Raw genomic sequence first — 21,889 nt, 5'->3', positions numbered from 1 at the left:
AATGTCTGTGACCGAGGGACAACTCCTCAAAATAATGCCCAACGCCCGCTCCCAAGCGGGCGTTTTTGTTTCTGCGCTTAACACTGCCATGGCGCACCGTCATATCAACACACCCAAACGCATGGCCGCTTTCCTTGCGCAGGTCGGTCATGAGTCGGGGCAACTGCGGTATGTGCGGGAGCTGGGCAATGACCAGTACCTGAGCAAATACGACACCGGCAGCCTGGCGGCCCGCCTGGGGAATACCCCGGAGGCCGATGGCGACGGCCAGAAATACCGTGGCCGCGGACTGATCCAGGTCACCGGTCGCGATAACTACCGACAATGCAGCCTCGGGCTGTTCGGCGACGAGCGTTTGCTGGCCTTGCCGGAATTGCTGGAGCAGCCGCAGTGGGCCGCCGAGTCGGCCACCTGGTTCTGGCAGCAGAACGGCCTTAACGAACTGGCCGACCGTGACCAGTTCAACAGCATTACCCGGCGGATCAACGGCGGTTTGAACGGGCTGGAGGACCGCTTGCAGCTCTGGGCGCGGGCGCGGGAGGTGCTATGCCAGCCTTCAGCCTGATGCCCCTGTCTGCCCGGGCGCTCGCTGTCCTCGTGCTGCTGGCCCTGGTGGCGGGTGTCTCGGGGGGCTTGGCCTGGCAGGTTCAGGAGTGGCGCTTTGGCCGGCAACTGGCGGAGCAGGCCAGGCTGCACGGCGAAGCGCTGAATCAGCTGAACCAGGCGGCCGCTGCCCGGCAGCGGGACGAGCAGGACAAACGCCTGGCCCTGGAGCAGCAACTGCAGGCCAGCGACCAAACCCATTACCGAGCCCTGAATGATGCCCAACGTGATCAAGGTCGCCTGCGCGACCGTCTTGCCACTGCTGATCTGCGCTTGTCAGTCCTCCTCGATGCCCAGGACCGCGCCGTCGGCTGCGCAGTGCCTGCCACCGCCGCCACCGGCGGCCTGGTTCATGGAGCCCCGCGAGCCCGACTTGACCCGGCGCATGCTCAACGAATTGTCGGCATCACCGATGCCGGCGACCGGGGACTGATCGCCCTGCGGGCTTGCCAGGCCTATATCAGGGCCCTCGGGCGTTAAAACATTTTGATCCGGTCTGCGCCTTGCAAGCGCGTTGTGCTCGTGTACGGTAAGGCAACCGCCAGCCCCATCAGGAGAGGACCGTGAACGAAATCACCCAGCTTGCCGCTGAACTTGGCAGGCGCTTGCAGGTTCTGAATGCCCACGTCACCACGGCCGAATCCTGTACCGGCGGCGGGATTGCCGAAGCAATCACCCGTATTCCGGGGAGTTCGGCCTGGTTCGAGGCGGGCTATGTGACCTATTCCAATCGTCAGAAGAGTCAGCAGTTGGGGGTGCCGGAGGCGCTGTTCACCTCCGTCGGCGCGGTCAGCCGCGAAGTGGTCGAGGCGATGGCCCGAGGCGCGCAAGACAAAAGCCGGGCGCGTTTTGCCGTGGCGGTCAGCGGGGTGGCCGGCCCGGATGGCGGCTCGCCGCAGAAGCCGGTGGGTACCGTATGGCTGGCCTGGGGCGTTGCAGAGACGGTAACGGCCGAGTGCCGGCACTTTCCCGGGAATCGAGACGAAGTCCGCCGACAAACGGTGAAGGCCGCGCTAGAGGGCTTGCTGCAACATGCCGCCGCAGAAATCTCAAAACAGGGGTAGGCGATCCACGAACGCTGTGGAATAATACTGGCTACTTATACAGGTGTTGGCCGTCAGGCCTTATTGATTACGTGAGGACTTTAATGGACGACAACAAGAAGAAAGCCTTGGCTGCGGCCCTGGGTCAGATCGAACGTCAATTCGGCAAGGGTGCCGTAATGCGTATGGGCGATCACGACCGCCAGGCGATCCCGGCCATTTCCACGGGCTCTCTGGGTCTGGACATCGCACTCGGCATCGGCGGCCTGCCAAAAGGCCGTATTGTTGAAATCTACGGTCCGGAATCGTCCGGTAAAACCACCCTGACCCTGTCCGTGATTGCCCAGGCACAGAAGATGGGCGCCACTTGCGCCTTCGTCGACGCCGAGCACGCACTGGACCCGGAATATGCCGGCAAGCTGGGGGTCAACGTTGACGACCTGCTGGTTTCCCAACCGGATACCGGTGAACAGGCGCTGGAAATCACCGACATGCTGGTGCGCTCCAATGCCATCGACGTGATCGTGATCGACTCCGTGGCGGCACTGGTGCCCAAGGCCGAGATCGAAGGCGAAATGGGCGACATGCACGTGGGCCTGCAGGCCCGCCTGATGTCCCAGGCGCTGCGCAAGATCACCGGCAACATCAAGAACGCCAACTGCCTGGTGATCTTCATCAACCAGATCCGTATGAAGATCGGCGTGATGTTCGGCAGCCCGGAAACCACCACCGGTGGTAACGCCCTGAAGTTCTACGCTTCGGTCCGTCTGGATATCCGCCGTACTGGCGCGGTGAAGGAAGGTGACGAAGTCGTGGGTAGCGAAACCCGGGTCAAGATCGTCAAGAACAAGGTGGCTCCACCGTTCCGCCAGGCTGAATTCCAGATCCTGTACGGCAAGGGTATCTACCTGAACGGCGAGATCATCGATCTGGGCGTGCTGCACGGTTTCCTCGAGAAGTCCGGTGCCTGGTACAGCTACCAGGGCAACAAGATCGGTCAGGGCAAGGCCAACTCGGCCAAGTTCCTGCAGGACAATCCGGAAATCGGTAATGCCCTCGAGAAGCAGATTCGCGACAAGCTGCTGTCTCCAACGGCTGATGTCAAAGCTTCGCCGGTCAACGAGACCATCGATGACATGGCTGACGCGGATATCTGATCGAGCCGATGACCGCCGTACTCGATACCCTCGTCGCGGTGCGGCGAACTGCAATGGACCTGCTCGCGCGACGCGAGCACGGTCGAGTCGAGCTGACGCGTAAACTGCGTCAGCGCGGCGCCTCTCCCGAGATGATCGAAACAGCCCTGGACCGTTTGACGGAAGAGGGGCTGCTATCCGAATCCCGCTATCTCGAAAGTTTCGTTTCCTACCGTGCCCGTTCCGGCTACGGTCCCCTGCGTATTCGTGAAGAACTCAGCCAGCGCGGTTTGCAGCGTGCCGATATCGAACTCGCCTTGCGTGAGAGCGGCATCGACTGGCAAGCCCAGCTGGAGGATGTCTGGCGGCGCAAGTTTGCCGGGCATTTTCCGATAGACGCCAAGGAGCGTGCCAAACAAGGGCGCTTTCTGGGGTATCGGGGATATTCGATGGACATGATCGGCCGCTTGTTGAGCGGCCGAACGGTGGACGACTGACCTGTAGGGCCCGCGAATCGAATGCGCGGGCCGCCGCTTTTCCGCTCAAGTGACCTTGATCGGCTCTCTGTTGCGTTGTGGCGTTCTGGCCTGATGCACCGCCCAGTTTTCCGGCAGGTTGATGAAGTCGATCAGTTCACGCAGGCGACCATTGTCGCGGGCGTTGAAAGTGAACGACAGGCGTGCCAGATGGCTGAACTCCGGTTCGTTGTGTTCTTCGACATTGTAGGCATGTTGATGGAAGCGATCGCTCAGGCACAGATCGGCGAATGCCGTCTGCATCTGCTCGAGCGCCGGTTCGCTGAGCTTGTGATTCATGCGAATGACAAACTGATGTTTCAGCCAGCGACTGGAGTGGAAGTTGCTGTAGAACTGGTTGATTTCCTTCACCGCCTCCTCGGTGTTGTGCACCAGGCGCATCAGCTTCATGTCGGTTGGCAGGATGTAGCGGTTGCTCTCGAGTTGGTTGTGAATAAAGTCCAGGGCCCCTTGCCAGAAGGTTCCTCCCGGAACATCCAGCAGCACGACGGGTACTAGCGGGCTCTTGCCGGTCTGGATCAGGGTCAGTACTTCCAGCGCCTCATCCAGCGTGCCAAAGCCGCCCGGGCATAACACCAGGGCATCGGCTTCCTTGACGAAGAACAGCTTGCGGGTAAAGAAGAAGTGGAAGGACAGCAGGTTCTCGGTGCCGTCCACCGTCGGGTTGGCATGCTGCTCGAAGGGCAGGGTGATGTTGAACCCCAGGCTGTGATCGCGGCCGGCACCTTCGTGGGCCGCGGCCATGATGCCGCCGCCGGCGCCGGTGATGACCATCAGGTCGGAGCGTGCCAGGGCTGCGCCGAGTTCTCGTGCCAGGCCGTACAGCGGATGTTCGATCGGCGTACGCGCGGAGCCGAATACGGTCACCTTGCGTCGTCCTTTGAACTGCTCCAATACGCGGAAGGCATGTTCCAGTTCGCGCAGGGCCTGCAGGGTGATTTTTGCGTTCCAGCGGTTGAGATCGTCCTGGGCCATGCGCAGGACGGTAAGAATCATGTCGCGATAAAGAGGAATGTTTGGGCTGTTGGGAGCGATCAGGTTGAGTTGTTCTTCGACCTTGGTGAGGTCGATACCGTTGCTCTGAAAATGACGACTGAGGAGGTCATTCGGTTCGTAAGGCATTCAACTTCTCCTTCTGCACAGAACCTTTGACACGAACGAAGCATTCGTTGGCATCACGACACTGCCTGTGTCGCTGTCAGCCCGACTTCAACGGCTGATTGGCCAGGGTGGAAAAACCCTGCCGTGGCCAGTGGGCCAGCCATACAGGTTCTGCTATTCCTTGATTTAGAAAGCATTTGCACTGCAAGACGCGCTTGGGCGGCCTCCGGATCCACCCAGGGAAATTCAGCATGGGCATCTTGAAATCTAGACCTTCATGATGAATCGCGCTGACTTGATCATGGGCCTTGAAAGTTGGTGCTGGCAATCACTTATTGCCGGTGGCGCGGAGTGTTGCACCGCCTGTCCGAACGCGTACCGACCGTCGGATGCTCTGATTTACTAAGTTACAACGCCAGCAAGACAGCTTGGCGTCAAAGGCAGGATGCGCAGGCCGGGAATGTCGCGCAGCTCATGGCCAGTGGAGGCATGGAGGCTGGGAATGCACAAAGTCGTGCTGGATATAGATGTGCAGTTGTACCAACTGCTCAAGTCAGCGGCGGACGCCAATCACCTGACGCTTGAAGAGGAATGCCGACGCCGGCTTGAAGGTGGGGAGCGCCGTTCGAGCTATTTGCAGGCTCTGTTGGCGGAGCTGCGGGCCGATGATCAACAGCGACGCGCAGCTGGGCATTGAATTGCTTTTTTCGAATTACTTCTTCTTCGCCGGGGCCGGGCAGTCCGACTCCTGGAAGCGCGCCGAGGCGACCGGGCGGTTGGTCCGGTTTTCGGTGAATTCGTAGCGCATGATCGCGCCCTTGGCCATCAGCTTGCGGTAGTTCGGGTCACGGCAAACGCTGGCGCCCAGCTGCAGGTACACGGCCTTGGGGTTGGCGCGCATTTTTTCAGCGTGTTCGGCCTGGACGCTGAGGTGGTTGATCAGCTCTTTGCCTTGGACGGTGTACCCCTGGTCGAGGATGTTCTCGTTGACTTCCCGAGGCGTGCCGACGTTACTTTCCTCGGCAGTTTTCTGCAGGGTCTTGTTCAGTTCGAAGTCTTGCAGCGATGCAGCCTGAGCACTGAACGGCAAGGCCAGCAGAAGGGCGGCGGTGGGAACGATAAAGCGCAACATGAAACTCTCCTGGTTCAGTGACTGATGCTTCGACCAGTCACGCGACTGTGCGTTCAGTGGCGGCGAATTATAGGGGAGCAGGGGGAGGCGGTACAGGTTTGAGCAGAGAGCTCTGATAAACTTGTGCGACTTTTCAGCTTTCCGAGTTCCTTTCGTGTCGATTCCTTCTTTTTGCCAGGGCGGCTTTTAATGAGTCACGCCGTTTCCCGCCTGCGCGCCCAACGTCTTGCGCGCGCCGTCAGGCCTTTTACCGCACGGGGTTCCCGGGCGGAGCGCTGCCCGGGCTGTCGGGTGATTCCCAGCCACTGCATGTGTGCCTGGCGTCCCAAGGTTTCCGCGCAATCGGCGATGTGCCTGATCATGCATGACGTCGAACCCATGAAGCCGAGCAATACCGGCTGGCTGATCGCCGATGTCATAGAAGACACCATGGCGTTCCCCTGGTCACGGACGGAAGTCGACCCACAATTGCTGGCCTTGCTGGCCGATCCCCAGTGGCAGCCTTATGTGGTGTTCCCCGGAGAGTTCGTCGCGCCACAGCGAGTGGTGAACGAAGTCCGCCTGGAGGCGGGCAAGCGCCCGCTGTTTATCCTGCTGGATGCGACCTGGAGCGAAGCGCGCAAGATGTTTCGCAAAAGCCCTTATCTTGAACACTTGCCGGTATTGAGCCTGGAGCCCGAGCAGTTGTCGCGCTACAAGCTGCGGCGCTCCAAGCGCGATGACCATTTCTGTACTGCGGAGGTTGCGGCGCTGTGCCTGGAGTTGGCCGCGGACCGGCAGGCCGGCGAAGTGCTGGATGCTTATCTGGATGTGTTCAGCACCCATTATCTGTCGGCCAAGTTCCAGCTTGAGATCGATCCTGATGATGAGACGCACACGCGCCTCAAGCCTTTTCTGTAAGACCTGAGGCAAGGGACTGGAAGCATCAAGGCGCAGCCGCGCGGGCGTGGCTTTGCATGATGGCACTGTTATTAGTTAGCAAGCTAAGATGCCGTACAGCCCGAAGCTTGACCACCCCGGCTTCGCTGGGCATGCTTGGCGCCGATTAGGGCGCGACCGATCTTTGAAACGCCGCATTTCCGGGCTCTTGGCGTTGATCGTGCTCTCTGGGTGCAGCATTCTGGCTGGCACCTGTGTTGCCTTGGCGAGGACCGAATGCATCGGTTTTCCCATAAAAAACAGGATCATTTGAAAAATGGCCACATACGAAATCCTGATTGCCGATGACCACCCCCTCTTTCGTAGCGCACTGCATCAAGCAGTGACCCTGGGCCTCGGCCCGGATGTCCGCCTGGTGGAAGTGGCGAGCATTGCCGAACTGGAAGCTCGACTGACCGAAAAGGCCGATTGGGACCTGGTGCTGCTGGACCTGAACATGCCTGGGGCCTACGGTTTTTCCGGCCTGGTGCTGTTGCGCGGTCAATACCCGCAGATTCCGGTGGTGATGGTGTCGGCCCAGGAAGAAGCATCAGTGATGGTGCGTTCACGTGAATTTGGTGCCAGCGGCTTCATTCCCAAGTCCAGTTCTCTCGAAGTCATTCAACAAGCCGTGCGTAGCGTGCTCGACGGCGATGTCTGGTGGCCGCCACAGGCTTTCGAACAGGTCAGCGTCTCCGCCGAGGCCAAGGCGGCCAGCGAAGGCTTGGCGAGCCTGACGCCACAACAGTTCCGGGTGCTGACCATGGTCTGCGAGGGTTTGTTGAACAAGCAGATCGCTTATGAATTGAGCGTTTCGGAAGCCACCATCAAGGCCCATGTGACGGCAATCTTCCGTAAGCTGGGGGTGCGGACCCGCACTCAGGCGGCGCTGCTCCTGCAACAACTTGAGTCAATTTCCAGCCAGTAACTGGCTCTTTCTTCACGCTTTTTTGACTTTTGTTGAACTAGCTTTCCCATTCCTTATTGTTCTAGTTGCCTATTTATGTCGCCTTTCAAAGGTCAAACCGGTCTTAAACGCATCCTCAATGCCTCGGGCTATTCCTTCGATGGCCTGCGTGCGGCCTTCACTGGCGAAGCAGCGTTCCGGCAGTTGGTGCTGCTCAACGTCGTTCTGATTCCTGTGTCTTTCCTGCTGACTGTCAGCCGGGTCGAGCGGGCATTGCTGATCGCGGTCTGCCTGCTGGCGCTGATTGTCGAATTGCTCAATTCGGCGGTCGAGGCGGCAATCGACCGGATCTCCCTGGATCGCCACCCGCTCTCGAAAAATGCCAAGGACATGGGCAGCGCCGCGCAATTCGTGGCCTTGAGCATGATTGCCGTGGTCTGGGCCGTGATCCTTATTTAAGGAATGCTCGGCAGCACGATCTCGTCGCTGCGCTGCACCCCGGCGGTAAAGGCGCGGCAGAGGTCGAGAAATTCGCGCATCGCGGAGGTCTGGTACTTCTGCTTGTGCCAGATGAAATAAAACTGCCGGGCCAGGTCCAGGTCCGGCGTTTCCACCGGGACCAGGCTGCCACGCCGGAAAGCGTCGCGCAGGGCCAGCCTGGAAATGCAGCCAATCCCCAACCCCGATTCCACCGCGCGCTTGATCGCTTCGGTGTGTTCCAGTTCGAGCCGGATATTCAGCGCGCTGCGGTGATGGCGCATGGCCTGGTCGAAGGTCAGGCGCGTGCCGGAACCCTGTTCCCGCAGAATCCAGGCTTCGTGGGTCAACTCCTCCATGCTCGCGTGGCCGCGCTTGGCCAAGGGATGCTGCGGGGCGCAGAACACCACCAGCTCATCCTCGACCCAGGTCTGTACTTCGATGTCCGGGTGGCTGCAGTCGCCTTCGATTAGACCCAGGTCAATTTCGTAATGGGCGACCTGCTGCACGATATGCGCGGTGTTCTGCACATGCAGTTTGACCTGGCTCTCCGGGTGGACCTGCATGAAGCTGCCGATCAGCAAGGTCGCCAGGTAGTTGCCGATGGTCAGGGTCGCGCCCACCGACAATGAACCGAAGCCGGACTTGCCGTTGAGCAGGTCTTCGATTTCCTTGGCCTGGTCCAGCAACGCCACCGCCTGGGGCAGCAGCTGTTTTCCCAGGGCGTTGAGGCTCAGGCGTTTGCCGGCGCGATCGAACAATTGGCAACTCGATTGCCGTTCGAGCTCGGTGATCGAAGTGCTCGCCGCCGATTGGGAAAGGGCCAGCAGGCCGGCAGCACGAGAAACGCTCTCTTGCTGGGCGACGGCGACGAATACTTGCAGTTGACGGAGAGTAAATCGCATATCGATATAACCGATAACCCTTATCTTAATAATCCAGTTAACAGATATTGTCGCCGCCATTAGAATGCTGTGCAATTGCGCTCGGCTCGCCTGCCGCAGAGCGTGCGCCGACAACTTTCCAGGAGTCCCCCGTACATGAGCAACATGAACCACGAGCGTGTCCTCAGTGTTCATCACTGGAACGACACTCTGTTCAGCTTCAAGTGCACCCGCGATCCGGGCCTGCGCTTCGAGAACGGTCAGTTCGTGATGATCGGCCTGCAACAACCCAATGGCCGCCCGCTTATGCGCGCTTACTCGATTGCCAGCCCGAACTGGGAAGAGCATCTCGAGTTCTTCAGCATCAAGGTGCCTGATGGCCCGTTGACTTCCCAGCTCCAGCATCTGAAGGAAGGCGACGAGATCATCATCAGCAAGAAGCCTACCGGTACCCTGGTACTGGACGACCTGAAGCCTGGCAAGCATCTGTATCTGCTCAGCACCGGCACCGGCCTGGCGCCGTTCATGAGCGTCATCCAGGATCCGGAAACCTACGAGCGTTTCGAGAAAGTGATCCTGTGCCACGGCGTGCGCTACGTCAACGAAGTTGCCTACCGTGAGTTCATCACCGAGCACCTGCCACAGAACGAGTTCTTCGGCGAGGCGCTGCGTGAAAAACTGATTTATTACCCAACCGTGACTCGCGAGCCGTTCGAGAACGAAGGCCGCCTGACCGACCTGATGCGCAGCGGCAAGCTGTTCAGCGATATCGGCCTGCCGCCGATCAACCCGCAGGACGACCGCGCCATGCTGTGCGGCAGCCCAAGCATGCTCGACGAGACCAGCGAAGTGCTCAACAGCTTCGGCCTGACCGTTTCGCCACGCATGCGCGAGCCGGGCGACTACCTGATCGAGCGCGCTTTCGTCGAGAAGTAAGCGACGTAGGGGCGAGCAAGCTCGCTGCTGAAGGCCCAAGAAAGCCCGCGTTGCCTGAGAAGGCAGCGCGGGCTTTTTCGTTTCCGGTTGCCGGTCAGCGCGCCGGAACCACTTCCAGCACGAGGATCTGGCCCGGCTGCGGGTAGTGCCAGCGCACATCCAGGTCCCAGAACTGCGCGCCGTATTCGCGCTCCGGCGTGGGCGTCTGGTAGGCCGGGCGCGGGTCCTGGGCCAGGCATTGTTCGATCAGCTCCACCAGCGGCTCTTGCAGGCGCTGAGCCTGTGTATGGGCCTGTTGCAGGGCGTTATCGTTCCAGCGCACCGGGATCAGCTCCGGCGCTGCGCTGGCGATGCTGTTGCTGGCGCTGTCGATGATGTCGGCGTAGGGCACGTAGGGCTTGATATCGAGAACCGGGGTGCCGTCCAGCAGGTCGATGCCGGAAATCCACAGGCGATTGGCCTCTACCTTGTCCAGCTTGACCACCGACTGGCCGATGCCGTTGGGCCTGTGGGTGGCGCGGGTCGCGAATACGCCCATGGACTTGTTGCCGCCCAGGCGCGGCGGGCGGACCTTGAGCCGTGGCTTGTCTTCCAGCGCCTGGTGAAACAGGAACAGCAGCCAGACGTGACTCACCTGTTCCAGGCCCTGCACCGCGTCGCCCTGATCGAAGGGCGCCACCAACTCCAGCACGCCACGGGCCGCCGGGGCCAGCTGCGGCTGGCGCGGGATGGCGAACTTTTCCTTGAAGCAGGAGCGCACGAAGCCGATGGGGGAAACGCTGTAGGTCATGGTCTGGAGTCGAGACGGGGTAGGGGCCGCCATGATAACCCGGGCGGACCTGCAGCCGCTGCCGCAGGCTGCGGGTTCAGAGGCTGAACCCGCCGTCCAGCGCAATGATGTTCCCGGTCATATAGGCGCCGGCGGTGCTTGCCAGGCTGATGGCCAGGGCGGCCATTTCCTCCTCGCGGCCCCAGCGTTTCATTGGGATCAGCGCCGTGTCCTCGGCCAGGGCCTGTTCATCGTTACCGATATGCTGGGTCATCTTGCTTGGAAAGCGCCCAGGGGCGATCACGTTGACGTTGATGTGCTGGCTGACCAGTTCGCGGGCGAGGATTCGCGACAGTTGGTGCAGCGCGGCCTTGCTCGGGCCGTAGGCATAGGCCTGTTCGCCGAAGGAAGAAATCCCGGCCACCGAGCCGATATTGATGATGCGCGCCGGGTTGGCCGCGGAGCCAGCCTTGCGCAGCAGCGGCAGCATTTGCTGGATGCAGCTGAACACCGAGGTCACGTTCAATTGCAGGACTTTTTCCCAGCCTTTCACCGGGTAGCTTTCCAGCGGCGCGCCCCAGGTGGTACCGGCGTTGTTCACCAGGATGTCCAATTGGCCGATCCGGGCTTGAAGGTGCGCGGCGAGCTGCTGGATGCCGTCTTCGCTTGCCAGGTTGGCGGCCAGGGCATGGCAGTGCCCGAGTGCCCCGAGCTCCGTGGCGGTTTGTTGGCAGGCCTCGGCATCGCGAGCGCAGATATAGACCGTGGCGCCGGCCTCGACAAAAGCCTTGGCGATCATCTTGCCGATGCCACGGGTGCCACCGGTCACCAGGGCAGTGCGGCCTTGCAGGGAAAAGTAGGGATGCATGGCGAATCCTGAGGGCTGAGGGTCAGTGCATACCCTAGTCGTCAGTCGCCGGGAGCGGAGCCATTATTGCGCGGGGGAATGAGTGGTCATGCATGGCGGTGGCCGAGAGTGGCCACCGCGGATCGGCCGGGTATCAGCCGCGAATGCGCAGGGTCAGGCCCTTGAGGAAGTTGCGCAGCAACTGGTCGCCGCACGGGCGATAGTTGGTGTGGCCGAACTTGCGGAACAGCGCGCTCAGCTCGGGCTTGGACACCGGGAAGTCGGCGGCCTTGAGGATGGCGTGCATGTCGTCTTCCTTGAGCTCAAAGGCAACCCGCAGCTTCTTCAGGATGATGTTGTTGGTCACCGGCAATTCGATCGGCAGCGGCGGACGGCTTTCGTCCTTGCCACGCTTGTAGATCACCAGGCCATCGAGGAAGTGCGCCATGACCTCGTCCGGGCAATGCACGAAACCTTCTTCCTCGTCCTTTTTCAGGTAGCTGACGACGTCGCTCAGGCTCACGTCGAAGCCGGTCAGTTTGATGATCTCGACGACTTTCTTGTCGCTGATGTCGAGCATGTAGCGCACGCTGCGCAGTACATCGTTATGAATCATGTCTACAGTCCTGGTCTGTTCATGTTGAGCGCCGCGGGCAAGCGCGGCGTCTGAATGGGTGTCGGCCTAGAATTTCTCTTTGGCGGACAGGTAGCGCCATTGCCCGACCGGCACCTTGCCGATGGAAACTCCACCGATACGGATGCGGCGAATGGCCACGACCTTCAGGCCTACTGCTTCGCAGAGCTGGGCGATCACGCCCGGTTGCGGGTTCTTCATGGCGAAGCGCAGGCGGTTTTCGTTTTGCCAGCTGGCCTTGACCGGCGGCAGTTCCCGCCCCTTGTAAGTCAGGCCGTGGTTCAGGCGGTTGAGGCCGTGGGCGACCATCTCGCCTTCCACCTCGACGACGTATTCCTGCTCGATCTTGGCCGCGTCGGCGGTCAGCTTGCGCAGGATCTTCCAATCCTGGGTGAACACCAGCAGGCCGCTGGCGTTGGCTTGCAGGTCGGCGCTGGCGGTCAGGCGCAGGAAGTGGCCCTTGAGTGGCCGTTTGCCGAAGCGGTGTTCCTCGGACAGGCTGGCGGCGCTCAGCGACTGCATGGCGCTGTCGACGTCCTGGCCGGCCGGCACGTTCAGCAGCAGGGTCACCGGCTCGGGCGCGGTGGCCTTGGCCTGCGGGTCGAGCTCGACTTTCTGGGTGTCGACCTTGAACTGCGGCTCGTCGATGACCTCGCCGTCCACGGTGACCCAGCCGCCCTCGATGAACAGCTCAGCCTCCCGGCGGGAGCAGCCGACGAGTTCGATGAGGCGTTTGGAGAGACGAATCGGGTCAGTCATGACAGGGGCCGTAACAAAAGGGGGCAGGCATTGTACCTGCCCGGCGCCGGTTAATCGCGGGTCCATTTGCCCGCTGTGGCTTTTAGCCGCGCAGCGCCTGCTGCCGGGGCTGTTTCAGGCGCATGTGCAGCAGCGGATAAGGCTGGCCCATGCCGTCGTGCTCGGAACGGCCGATGATCTCGAAGCCCTGCTTGAAGTAGAAACCCAGGGCTTGCGGGTTCTGCTCGTTGACGTCGAGTTCGTCGGCGTGCAGGTGTTCGATGGCGTACCTGAGCAATTGCTTGCCCAGGCCCTGGCCGCGATGGGCGGGATCGATGAACAGCATTTCGATCTTGCCGGCGGCAATCCCGGCAAAGCCGGTGATGTTCTGGCGCTGGTCCCGGGTGCAGATCAGCATCACCGCATCCAGGTAGCGGTTGAGCACCAGGTTCTTCAGCAGTTCGATGTAGCTGTCCGGCAGGAAGTCGTGGGTCGCGCGTACCGAGGCTTCCCAGACCCGGGTCAGCTCCGGGTAGTCGCTGTGTTTCGGGGTATGAATGACCGAATGATGGCGCATGCCAACTGCTCCTTTGCTGTGACGCATCGGGTCCTGAGCAAACGATAGACGTAAAAAAGCCCCGCATCTCGCGAAGAGAGCGGGGCTGTGCGGTTTTTTACGCCTTACAGGGTTTCAGCCCACAGGTCGTATTCGTCGGCGTCGGTCACCCGGCACCAGACCTTGTCGCCTGGCTTCAGGTCGCCGGCACCGTCGATGAACACGTTGCCGTCGATTTCCGGGGCGTCGAAGAAGCAGCGGCCCACGGCGCCCTGTTCGTCGACTTCATCGATCAGCACTTCGATTTCCTTGCCGATGCGCTGTTGCAGGCGCGCCGAACTGATTGCCTGCTGGTGCGCCATGAAGCGCTCCCAACGGTCCTGCTTGACCTCGTCCGGCACCACTTCCAGGTCCAGGTCGTTGGCTGGCGCACCTTCTACCGGCGAGTACTGGAAGCAACCGACGCGGTCGAGCTGGGCTTCGGTCAGCCAGTCGAGCAGGTACTGGAAGTCTTCTTCGGTTTCGCCGGGGAAGCCGACGATAAAGGTCGAGCGGATGATCAGCTCGGGGCAGATCTGGCGCCAGTTCTTGATCCGGGCCAGGGTCTTGTCTTCGAAGGCCGGGCGTTTCATGGCCTTGAGCACTTTCGGGCTGGCGTGCTGGAACGGGATGTCCAGGTACGGCAGGATCTTGCCGGCGGCCATCAGCGGGATCAGCTCGTCGACGTGCGGGTACGGGTAGACGTAGTGCAGGCGGACCCAGACGCCCAGGGTGCTGAGGGCTTCGCACAGCTCGGTCATGCGGGTTTTCACCGGCGCGCCGTTCCAGAAGCCGGTGCGGTACTTGACGTCGACGCCGTAGGCGCTGGTGTCCTGGGAGATCACCAGTAGTTCCTTGACCCCGGACTTGACCAGGCGCTGGGCCTCGTCCAGCACGTCGCCGACCGGGCGGCTGACCAGCTTGCCGCGCATCGACGGGATGATGCAGAAGCTGCAGCTGTGGTTGCAGCCTTCGGAAATCTTCAGGTACGCGTAGTGCCGAGGCGTCAGCTTGATGCCTTGTGGCGGCACCAGGTCGATCAGCGGGTTGTGGTCCTGTTTCGGCGGAACCACTTCGTGCACCGCGCTGACCACTTGCTCGTACTGCTGCGGGCCGGTCACGGCCAGCACGCTCGGGTGCACGTCGCGGATGTTGCCTTCTTCCACGCCCATGCAGCCGGTGACGATGACCTTGCCGTTTTCCTTGATGGCTTCGCCGATCACTTCCAGGGATTCGGCCTTGGCCGAGTCGATGAAGCCGCAGGTGTTGACCACCACGACGTCGGCGTCCTGGTAGGTGGACACCACGTCATAACCTTCCATACGCAATTGCGTGAGGATGCGCTCGGAATCGACCAGCGCTTTCGGGCAGCCCAGGGAAACGAAGCCGACCTTGGGGTTGGCTGGCGCGGTAGGGGTGGACATGTCTAACCTCGGCATAGGTGTCGGGTCGCTCGGCGGTCTGGGTAAAACCGCTGGCGACGGACGGGCGCTTGGCGCGCCTCTGATCAAAAAGTGCGCAATTCTAGCGATGGGCGACGCACTTGACCAGCTTTATGCAGGGAAATACGACGAGTGCTGCGCTATGCTTCGCGCCGTTGCGCCCATGCGAATTCTTATAGTCAAGAGAACGTCTGTAACTGTAAGTAAAAGGGCGCATGCTGCATTGGCATTCACGAGAGTCTTGCAAGCTTGGCGTTGTCTTGAATGTCATGCCTTTTATAAGAAGCCCCGGTCTGGGTAGTAGGAGTGGTGGATGGATCAGGCAAGTAGTCAGGCGGTGGGCGTCGAGCATTCCGGGGCCAGGCCCCTGGGGATGCTGGTGGCGGCGGTCGGGGTGGTTTATGGCGATATCGGCACCAGCCCGCTGTATACCTTGAAGGAGGTATTCGCGGGGCATTACGGGGTTCCGGTCAACCACGACGGTGTATTCGGCATTCTTGCATTGATCTTCTGGTCGCTGATCTGGGTGGTCTCGATCAAATACGTGTTGTTTATCCTGCGGGCCGACAACCAGGGCGAGGGCGGCATCATGGCCTTGACCGCCCTGGCCCGGCGGGCGTCGACGCCCTATCCGAAGCTGCGGACGGTGCTGGTCATCCTGGGCCTGATCGGCGCGGCCTTGTTCTATGGCGACAGCATGATCACCCCGGCGATTTCCGTGTTGTCGGCGGTAGAAGGCCTGGAGATCGCCTTCGACGGGCTCGAGCATTGGGTCGTGCCGCTGGCGCTGATCGTGCTGGTGGCGCTGTTCCTGATCCAGAAACACGGCACCGATCGCATCGGCAAGTTGTTCGGGCCGGTGATGGTCTTGTGGTTCGTCACCCTGGGCGGCCTGGGGATCTACGGCATCGCCCAGCACCCGGAAGTGCTGCAGGCGCTGAACCCGGTCTGGGGCGTGCGCTTTTTCATCGTGCACCCGGGCATGGGCGTGGCCATTCTCGGCGCCGTGGTCCTGGCGTTGACCGGCGCCGAAGCGCTGTACGCCGACATGGGCCACTTCGGGCGCAAGCCGATCGCCCGCGCCTGGTTCGCCCTGGTGCTGCCAGCGCTGGTGCTCAACTATTTCGGCCAGGGCGCCTTGCTCCTGGAGAACCCGGAAGCGGCGCGCAACCCGTTCTATCTGCTGGCGCCGAGCTGGGCGCTGATCCCGCTGGTGGTGCTGGCGACCCTGGCCACCGTGATCGCCTCGCAGGCGGTGATCTCCGGCGCGTTCTCCCTGACCCGCCAGGCGATCCAGCTGGGCTATATCCCGCGCATGCACATCCAGCACACCTCCAGCGCGGAGCAGGGGCAGATCTACATTGGCGCGGTGAACTGGGCGCTGATGGTCGGGGTGATTCTCCTGGTACTGGGCTTCGAGTCTTCCGGCGCGCTGGCTTCGGCCTACGGCGTGGCGGTGACCGGCACCATGCTGATCACCAGCATCCTGGTGTCGGCGGTCATGCTGTTGCTGTGGAAGTGGTCGCCGGTGCTGACGGTGCCGATCCTGCTGGGCTTTTTGCTGGTGGACGGCCTGTTCTTCGCCGCCAACGTGCCGAAGATCTTCCAGGGCGGCGCGTTCCCGGTATTGGCGGGGATTGCGCTGTTCGTGCTGATGACCACCTGGAAGCGCGGCAAGGAGCTGTTGGTGGAGCGCATCGACGAGGGCGCGCTGCCGCTGCCGATCTTCATCAGCAGCATCCGCCTGCAACCGCCGCATCGGGTCCAGGGCACGGCGATATTCCTCACCGCGCGCCCCGATGCCGTGCCTCACGCTTTGTTGCATAACCTGCTGCATAACCAGGTGCTGCACGAGCAAGTGGTGTTGCTCACCGTGGTCTATGAAGATATTCCACGGGTGCCGACCCAGCGCCGCTTCGAGGTGGACTCCTATGGCGAAGGCTTCTTCCGGGTGATCCTGCACTTCGGTTTCACCGACGAGCCGGACGTGCCCGAAGCGCTGAAACTCTGCCATCTGGACGAGCTGGACTTCAGCCCGATGCGCACCACCTACTTCCTCAGCCGCGAGACGGTCATCACCTCCAAACTCGTCGGCATGGCGCGTTGGCGCGAGGCGCTGTTCGCCTTCATGCTCAAGAACGCCAACGGCAACCTGCGCTTCTTCAAGCTGCCGGTGAACCGGGTGATCGAGCTGGGTACCCAGATCGAGATGTAGGCCCGATCAAAAGCGAAAAGCCCCCGTTGCCTTGTGGTAGCGGGGGCTTTTTCGTTTCAGGGCTTTTAGTGCTTTTCAGCCTGAGGGGGCAGCACCTGCACCACATCATCAATCACCGCCTTGCCCATGGCCGTCAGAAAATACGCGGCCCAGGCATGGCGGTCGGTGTCTTTGCTGTAGGCGGCGTCCTCGGCAAAGGCCTTGGCCAGGGACAACAGGTCGGAGGCTTGGGCCAAGGCCTCGCCAATCGGCACGTCGGCGCTGACCTGGAACAGCGGCTGGTCTGCGCGGTAGAGGAAAGGGGTGACGCCTACGGTTTTCAGGTTTGAAAGTTGAGGCGGGTCTGCATTGTTCATGGTCCAACTCCTGAATTTGAGGAGCTACCACGTTCGTTTCCAAGCGAATGGGTGGCAGCTGTACGCAGGTTGGAAAACCGGGAATCCAGGAAACCGGCAGACCCGAAGGTCTCCCACGCACAGCCGCCATAACTGATGGATTGCAGGCGCTAAATTCGCCTGCAATCACTATGGGGTGCTAGTTGCCCAGACTCTTCGGGTTTCCAAGCCCGGTCACTGATTGGTCAGCGACGTCTGGAGCCTATCCCGCCGAAGTGAAGGCCAACAAGGCGGCAACGCGCTCTAGCGCATCCCCTTACGCAATATTCGGAGTTTGCCTACCCCCTCAGCGGGAGTCATCCGATGTCACGACTTTTTTCGCCTACGCGAAAACAAAGGTTCCCGTTACTTCACCAGTGACGGGGGCTTTTCTGTTGGAGATTCCCCTACAAAACGGCCTGCCATAAAAAGCCCCCGGTGCCGATGGGCAGCGGGGGCCTTGTCTGGGCCGCTCAGATCACTCTTCGGCGACCTTGGCCTTGCCCTGGTGTTTCTCGATGATGTTGACCAGGCGCTGGGCCAGGGCCGGGTAGTTTTCGTCGAAGTGGTGGCCGCCCGGCAGTTTCATGGCTTCGCCCACGGCGGTCTTGTCGGTGCAACCGCTTTCGTCGACTTCTTCCTCGCCGTAGATGCACACCACCTTGGCGGCGGGCAGCTTGGCCATTTCCGGGCCGGTGGCGGCTTCCTTGCCGGCGTTGCCCAGCCAGCCTTCGACTTCGATCTCGAAGCTGCCGGTGCGGGCGAAGGCCAGCAGGATAATCGCGTCGACCCGCTGCTGCTCGGCTTCCGGCAGGCGGTTGTAGATGGCTGGCAACACGTCGGCGCCGAATGAGTAGCCGGTCAGCACGAAGCGCTTGGTGCCCCATTTCTGCCGGTAGTGCTGCATCAGTTCGCTCAGGTCGGTGGCGCTCTGTTCCGGGGTCTTGTGCTGCCAGTAGTAGCGCAGGGTGTCGATGCCGACCACCGGATAGCCGATCTTCGCCATCTCGCCGGCCACGTCGCGGTCCAGGTCGCGCCAGCCGCCGTCGCCGGAGAGGAACAGGGTCACGGTGTCCTTGGCCTGGCCGGCCGGTACTTCGACCACCGGGATGTTCAGGCCGCCATTGTCCGAACCCACCAGCAGCTTGCGCAGTTCGTTGTTCAGCACCTGCGGCAGGTGAATGTCGTAGTCGCTGATGCTGGTGGTGGCGTTGGGCGTGTCACGCACGAAACCGGCGCTCTCGTCATCCGGGTTGTCGTTCCAGGCTACCAGCCAGTGGCCATGGGCCAGGGTCTTGGGCAATGGATCGGTGCAGCCCGGGGCCGGGTTGATGGTAAAGCCCACCGACACGGCCTGGGCCTGGTCGTCGTTCTGCGTGGCGATCCAGCGCCAGGCCAGGGCGGCGCCAGGGCCGATGCCGCTGACCAGGGTCGCCGCGCCCTTGAGTTGGCCCAATGCGTTCTGCAGGACTTGCTCCTGCAGCTTGCAGTCATCCTTGGGCAGGATTACCTGGACGATCTGCGCCGCGCCGCCACGGCTCAGGGCCAGGAGTTGGCTGTCGGTCAGGGCTTCGTCGGCGAGCACGGCGACGGCCACCCGGGCCTTGGCCTGGGTGGCCGGGGTAACACGGGTCAGGGTCGAGCCGTCGGCCTGGGCCAAGTGTTCCAGGGTCGGTTGCGGCGCCGGACGGTTCCAGAACCAGTAGCCGCCTCCCGCTATCAGGGCAAACACCACCAAGGTGGCTAAAACATACCGCCAGGAGCGTTGAATCATCAGCGTTTCACCAATCCAGTCAGGCCGCCCGCAATCAGGGCGGCGGTATCGGCCAGTGCCACCAGCGGATCGAGTCCGGCGGGCACGGCCATGTAACGAGGTTCCCAGTCAGGCTGGAATTTGTCTTTGAAACGGCGCAACCCTTGGAAGTTGTACAGCTGCTCACCCCGACGGAAAACCATCGATCCAAGGCGCTGGGTAAGTGGCGCGCCGCGCCGGGGCTGCAAGCCCGACAACGGCACCATGCCCAGGCTGAAGCGGGCATACCCATGGTTTTTATAATGCTGGATCAGGCCGACCATCATGAATTCCATGGTCAGCTTGGGAGCCTCCGGGTGGGCGCGCATCAGGTCGAGGCTGGCCAGGTCGTGGCTGTAGGTCTCGAGCAGGTTGGCGAAGGCCACCGGACGTCCTTCAAAACGGATGATCGCGATGCGGAAATGCTTGAGGTAATCCTCGCTGAAGCGGCCGAGGGAGAAGCCTTTCTCACGGACATTCTTGCCGGTCAGCCAAGCGTCCGAGATGACTTTCAGCTCATCCATCGGCGCTTGCCCGGCCTCGTGGATTTCCAGCGACAGGCCATCCCGGGTGCCACGGTTCCAGGTGTAGCGCAGGTCCTTCATCTCCTTGCCCTTGGCTTCGAGGTCGAAGCGGTTCAGGTCGACGCGGGCCTCTTCGCCGAGCTTGATCGCGGTCAGGCCGATGTCCATGTAGTACGGCAGGTTTTCCGCGCGCACCTGGTAGAACACCGGGCGGGCGTGGTGGAGATCGCACAGGTCGCGGAATTGCCAGATCATCTCGGCCCGTTGCTGGGTGGGGCCGATCGGGTCGTACAGGGCCACCAGGCTGCGCCCGCGCCGGGCATACATGAGGAAGGCGTCGTCGTTGGGGTGGAACAGCAATGCCTTGTCGCCGGTCAGGGCCAGGCCGCCGTCGGGCTGGGAAGAGGCCATGAGGATCTTCGCCGCGCGGTCCAGCTCCTCGCTGTTGGGCAGGTGGATCACTGGGCGCGCGGTGCGTAGCAGCCAGGTCAGGGACACCACCACCAGCAGCACCGCGGCCCCCAGCAACGAGCGCAGGCCCCGCGGGGCGTCGGCATCGAGGGTGAACTGCCACCACAGCTGATGGCTGTAGGGCACGTCCTGATAGGCGAACAGCAGTAGCCAGATCGAGGCGCCCAGCACGCAGACGCTGGCCACCAGGTACAGCGGCGAGAACGGCAATTCGGTGAGGCGGCTCGGCCGGTAGAAGGAGCGCCGGAAGATCGCCAGCAGGCTGGCGGTCAGGGTCATCAGGCAGGCTTCTTCCCAGTCGAAACCCTTGAGCAGCGAAAGTACGGCGCCAACCAGCAGCAGGATGGTGGTGAGGATCCAGGCCGCCGAAAGACGCCGGCGCAGGCCCTGGGCCAGCAGCAGGCAGAGTACGCCGACCAGGCTGGCGCCGAAGTGCGAGGCATCCACCAGGCGGTGTGGAATCAGAAAACCGATGTGTTGCAGGCGGGTGTCGATTTCCGGGGTGACGCCGGAAAACAGCAGCACCACGCCAGAGGCGAATACCAGCACCGCGAGGATCGGTGCCGCCAGGCCCGAGGCCACCCGCAGCGATTGACGGGTCTGGAACAGGCGCTGGGCTTCATTGATCAGCAGCAGCACGCAGGCCACCAGCATCGGCAGGATCACGTAGATCAGCCGGTACAGCAGCAGGGCGGCCGCCAGTGGCGCCGCACCGAGCTTGTCGGCGAAGGCGGCCAGTAAGATGGCTTCGAACACCCCGACGCCACCCGGCACGTGGCTGAGCACACCGGCGGCCAGGGCCAGCAGGTAGACCAGCAGGAAGGCGCCGAAGGGCGGAGCTTCGGGCAGCAGCAAATAAAGCACGGTGGCTGCGGTGGCGACGTCGAGGGCGGTGATCAGCAGTTGCAGGAGCGTCAGGCGACGCCCGGGCAGGCGCAGGGTGCGGCGCCCGGCCTTGACCAGCAGGTTGTCCGGCAGTGGCTGCTCGGGCAGGCGACGACGGTAGATGCCGACAACCAGGATCGCGCAGAGCAGCAGTACGGCACCGGCAATGCCGGCCAGCAGGCCTTCGGACAGACGCAGCGCGGCGGAGGCGGCAGGCAAGTTGCTCAGGGTCGCCAAGGCCGCGAGCGGTGGCAGGGCACAGCCAAGGGACAGGCTGGCGAACAGGGTCATATGGGCGACGTCGCCGGCTCCCACGCCATGCCGGGCGTAGAGTCGGTAACGCACCGAGCCGCCGGAAAGCAGCGACAAACCGATGGCATTACCAATGGCAAAAGCGCTGAAGCCCCCCAGGGCCAAGGTGCGTGGCGGCAGGCTCACCCCAGCGTAACGACTGGCGGACCATTCATAGCCGAGCAGGATGACGAAGCCGACCACGGTCGCGGCCAGGGCGCCGAGCAGGGCCGGCCTGGGCACGTCGAGGATCGAGTCGTGCAGGGCATACAGGTCCAGCTCGCTGAGCAAATGGCGACAAGCAATCAGGGCAATGCCGAATAACAGCAGGGTGACGGCCAGGCCAATGGGTTGGCGGTATTTGCTCAACAGTTCCAGCCAGCGCAAGCGGGTGGCTGCAACCGGTTGGTTCGCTGTAACGGTATCGGTGTCTTGTGAGTCAGACGAGTTGGCGCGCATCAATCACCTCGTGGATTGTGCGCGACAGGATGGGGGTATCCAGCCAAGTTACCAATCCCTGCAAAAAAAAATAGTTACAAATATTAACGCGTCTCACCATGGCCCTGCGAGCCCGGACGGCCAGCGTTTGCAAGCGGCGGTCAGGCAATGAGCACAGTGGGTTGGAAAGAATGGGGAGGT

General features: G+C 62.0%; 23 protein-coding genes. 11 read left to right on the top strand and 12 right to left on the bottom strand.

Annotation, left to right across the window (positions count from 1 at the left end; translation table 11 throughout):
- The first annotated feature begins 1 nt into the window (after nt 1).
- The 5 genes from BLV20_RS07665 to recX all read left to right on the top strand — a co-directional run bounded on the left by BLV20_RS07665 (nt 2) and on the right by recX (nt 3,279).
- Complete coding sequence (locus BLV20_RS07665) at nt 2–565, top strand: glycoside hydrolase family 19 protein (protein ID WP_092299251.1); 564 nt, start codon at nt 2–4, stop codon at nt 563–565.
- Nucleotides 547–1,083: a lysis system spanin subunit gene (locus tag BLV20_RS07660; protein ID WP_092299248.1), complete on the top strand. Its 537-nt coding sequence runs from the start codon at nt 547–549 to the stop codon at nt 1,081–1,083. The genes BLV20_RS07665 and BLV20_RS07660 overlap by 19 nt, the downstream gene beginning before the upstream one ends.
- Before the next feature lie 83 nt (nt 1,084–1,166).
- Nucleotides 1,167–1,667: a CinA family protein gene (locus BLV20_RS07655; RefSeq protein WP_092299245.1), complete on the top strand. Its 501-nt coding sequence runs from the start codon at nt 1,167–1,169 to the stop codon at nt 1,665–1,667.
- A gap of 83 nt (nt 1,668–1,750) precedes the next feature.
- On the top strand, nt 1,751–2,803 hold the full coding sequence (gene recA / locus BLV20_RS07650; protein ID WP_092299242.1) for a recombinase RecA: 1,053 nt from the start codon (nt 1,751–1,753) through the stop codon (nt 2,801–2,803).
- Nucleotides 2,804–2,811: 8 nt separating this feature from the next.
- A complete protein-coding gene (gene recX / locus BLV20_RS07645) occupies nt 2,812–3,279 on the top strand; it encodes a recombination regulator RecX (RefSeq protein WP_092299239.1) in 468 nt (155 codons plus the stop codon).
- Between the two features lie 45 nt (nt 3,280–3,324).
- Here recX and BLV20_RS07640 read toward each other — a convergent pair whose 3' ends face one another.
- Nucleotides 3,325–4,440, bottom strand: a complete 1,116-nt coding sequence (locus BLV20_RS07640) for an LOG family protein (protein ID WP_092299236.1) — start codon at nt 4,438–4,440, stop codon at nt 3,325–3,327.
- A 481-nt stretch (nt 4,441–4,921) separates the two neighbouring features.
- Here BLV20_RS07640 and BLV20_RS07635 point away from each other — a divergent pair, with 481 nt between their 5' ends.
- Nucleotides 4,922–5,116 (top strand): hypothetical protein, encoded by a 195-nt coding sequence (locus BLV20_RS07635; RefSeq protein WP_092299233.1) that lies wholly within the window; start codon nt 4,922–4,924, stop codon nt 5,114–5,116.
- Between the two features lie 15 nt (nt 5,117–5,131).
- Here BLV20_RS07635 and BLV20_RS07630 read toward each other — a convergent pair whose 3' ends face one another.
- On the bottom strand, nt 5,132–5,551 hold the full coding sequence (locus BLV20_RS07630) for a PA3611 family quorum-sensing-regulated virulence factor (protein WP_092299230.1): 420 nt from the start codon (nt 5,549–5,551) through the stop codon (nt 5,132–5,134).
- A 189-nt stretch (nt 5,552–5,740) separates the two neighbouring features.
- On the opposite strand from BLV20_RS07630, the gene BLV20_RS07625 reads away from it, so the two are divergent.
- The 3 genes from BLV20_RS07625 to BLV20_RS07615 all read left to right on the top strand — a co-directional run bounded on the left by BLV20_RS07625 (nt 5,741) and on the right by BLV20_RS07615 (nt 7,835).
- Nucleotides 5,741–6,451: a tRNA-uridine aminocarboxypropyltransferase gene (locus tag BLV20_RS07625; protein ID WP_092299227.1), complete on the top strand. Its 711-nt coding sequence runs from the start codon at nt 5,741–5,743 to the stop codon at nt 6,449–6,451.
- A 295-nt stretch (nt 6,452–6,746) separates the two neighbouring features.
- A complete protein-coding gene (erdR, locus tag BLV20_RS07620) occupies nt 6,747–7,397 on the top strand; it encodes a response regulator transcription factor ErdR (RefSeq protein ID WP_009047330.1) in 651 nt (216 codons plus the stop codon).
- Between the two features lie 75 nt (nt 7,398–7,472).
- Nucleotides 7,473–7,835, top strand: a complete 363-nt coding sequence (locus BLV20_RS07615) for a diacylglycerol kinase (protein WP_092299224.1) — start codon at nt 7,473–7,475, stop codon at nt 7,833–7,835.
- Here the strand turns inward: BLV20_RS07615 and BLV20_RS07610 are convergent.
- Entirely contained in the window at nt 7,832–8,758 is a 927-nt protein-coding gene (locus tag BLV20_RS07610; RefSeq protein ID WP_092299221.1) for a LysR family transcriptional regulator, read from the bottom strand. The genes BLV20_RS07615 and BLV20_RS07610 overlap by 4 nt on opposite strands.
- A gap of 135 nt (nt 8,759–8,893) precedes the next feature.
- Here BLV20_RS07610 and fpr point away from each other — a divergent pair, with 135 nt between their 5' ends.
- Nucleotides 8,894–9,673 carry a ferredoxin-NADP reductase gene (gene fpr, locus BLV20_RS07605; protein WP_007923929.1) on the top strand — a complete coding sequence of 260 codons (780 nt, stop codon included), beginning with the start codon at nt 8,894–8,896 and terminating at the stop codon, nt 9,671–9,673.
- Nucleotides 9,674–9,767: 94 nt separating this feature from the next.
- On the opposite strand, the gene tsaA is transcribed toward fpr, so the two are convergent.
- The 6 genes from tsaA to rimO form a co-directional block, all read right to left on the bottom strand.
- The gene (gene tsaA, locus BLV20_RS07600) at nt 9,768–10,463 is read right to left on the bottom strand and encodes a tRNA (N6-threonylcarbamoyladenosine(37)-N6)-methyltransferase TrmO (RefSeq protein ID WP_092299218.1); all 696 of its coding nucleotides are present in this window, start codon (nt 10,461–10,463) and stop codon (nt 9,768–9,770) included.
- 76 nt (nt 10,464–10,539) lie between these two features.
- On the bottom strand, nt 10,540–11,310 hold the full coding sequence (locus BLV20_RS07595; RefSeq protein WP_092299215.1) for an SDR family oxidoreductase: 771 nt from the start codon (nt 11,308–11,310) through the stop codon (nt 10,540–10,542).
- Nucleotides 11,311–11,443: 133 nt separating this feature from the next.
- The gene (locus BLV20_RS07590) at nt 11,444–11,905 is read right to left on the bottom strand and encodes a YehS family protein (RefSeq protein ID WP_092299212.1); all 462 of its coding nucleotides are present in this window, start codon (nt 11,903–11,905) and stop codon (nt 11,444–11,446) included.
- A 66-nt stretch (nt 11,906–11,971) separates the two neighbouring features.
- Nucleotides 11,972–12,682, bottom strand: a complete 711-nt coding sequence (locus BLV20_RS07585) for an rRNA pseudouridine synthase (RefSeq protein WP_025806691.1) — start codon at nt 12,680–12,682, stop codon at nt 11,972–11,974.
- Nucleotides 12,683–12,764: 82 nt separating this feature from the next.
- Nucleotides 12,765–13,238, bottom strand: a complete 474-nt coding sequence (locus BLV20_RS07580) for a GNAT family N-acetyltransferase (protein ID WP_092299209.1) — start codon at nt 13,236–13,238, stop codon at nt 12,765–12,767.
- A 104-nt stretch (nt 13,239–13,342) separates the two neighbouring features.
- Nucleotides 13,343–14,680 carry a 30S ribosomal protein S12 methylthiotransferase RimO gene (rimO, locus tag BLV20_RS07575; protein WP_092299206.1) on the bottom strand — a complete coding sequence of 446 codons (1,338 nt, stop codon included), beginning with the start codon at nt 14,678–14,680 and terminating at the stop codon, nt 13,343–13,345.
- Between the two features lie 391 nt (nt 14,681–15,071).
- Between rimO and BLV20_RS07565 the strand changes: the two genes are divergently transcribed.
- Nucleotides 15,072–16,913, top strand: a complete 1,842-nt coding sequence (locus tag BLV20_RS07565; RefSeq protein ID WP_371914301.1) for a potassium transporter Kup — start codon at nt 15,072–15,074, stop codon at nt 16,911–16,913.
- A gap of 65 nt (nt 16,914–16,978) precedes the next feature.
- Here the strand turns inward: BLV20_RS07565 and BLV20_RS07560 are convergent, their stop codons facing one another.
- The 3 genes from BLV20_RS07560 to mprF form a co-directional block, all read right to left on the bottom strand.
- Nucleotides 16,979–17,269, bottom strand: coding sequence for a DUF3077 domain-containing protein (locus tag BLV20_RS07560; RefSeq protein ID WP_092299200.1), 291 nt, complete (start codon nt 17,267–17,269; stop codon nt 16,979–16,981).
- A 496-nt stretch (nt 17,270–17,765) separates the two neighbouring features.
- A complete protein-coding gene (locus tag BLV20_RS07555; protein WP_092299197.1) occupies nt 17,766–19,061 on the bottom strand; it encodes a virulence factor family protein in 1,296 nt (431 codons plus the stop codon).
- Entirely contained in the window at nt 19,061–21,709 is a 2,649-nt protein-coding gene (mprF, locus tag BLV20_RS07550) for a bifunctional lysylphosphatidylglycerol flippase/synthetase MprF (RefSeq protein WP_092299194.1), read from the bottom strand. Before mprF ends, BLV20_RS07555 begins: the two co-directional genes overlap by 1 nt.
- Nucleotides 21,710–21,889 lie beyond the last annotated feature (180 nt).

It is taken from the genome of Pseudomonas sp. NFIX28, from assembly GCF_900107395.1.
In the GTDB taxonomy this organism is placed as follows: domain Bacteria; phylum Pseudomonadota; class Gammaproteobacteria; order Pseudomonadales; family Pseudomonadaceae; genus Aquipseudomonas.
This window is presented reverse-complemented; position numbering and strand designations above follow the sequence as displayed.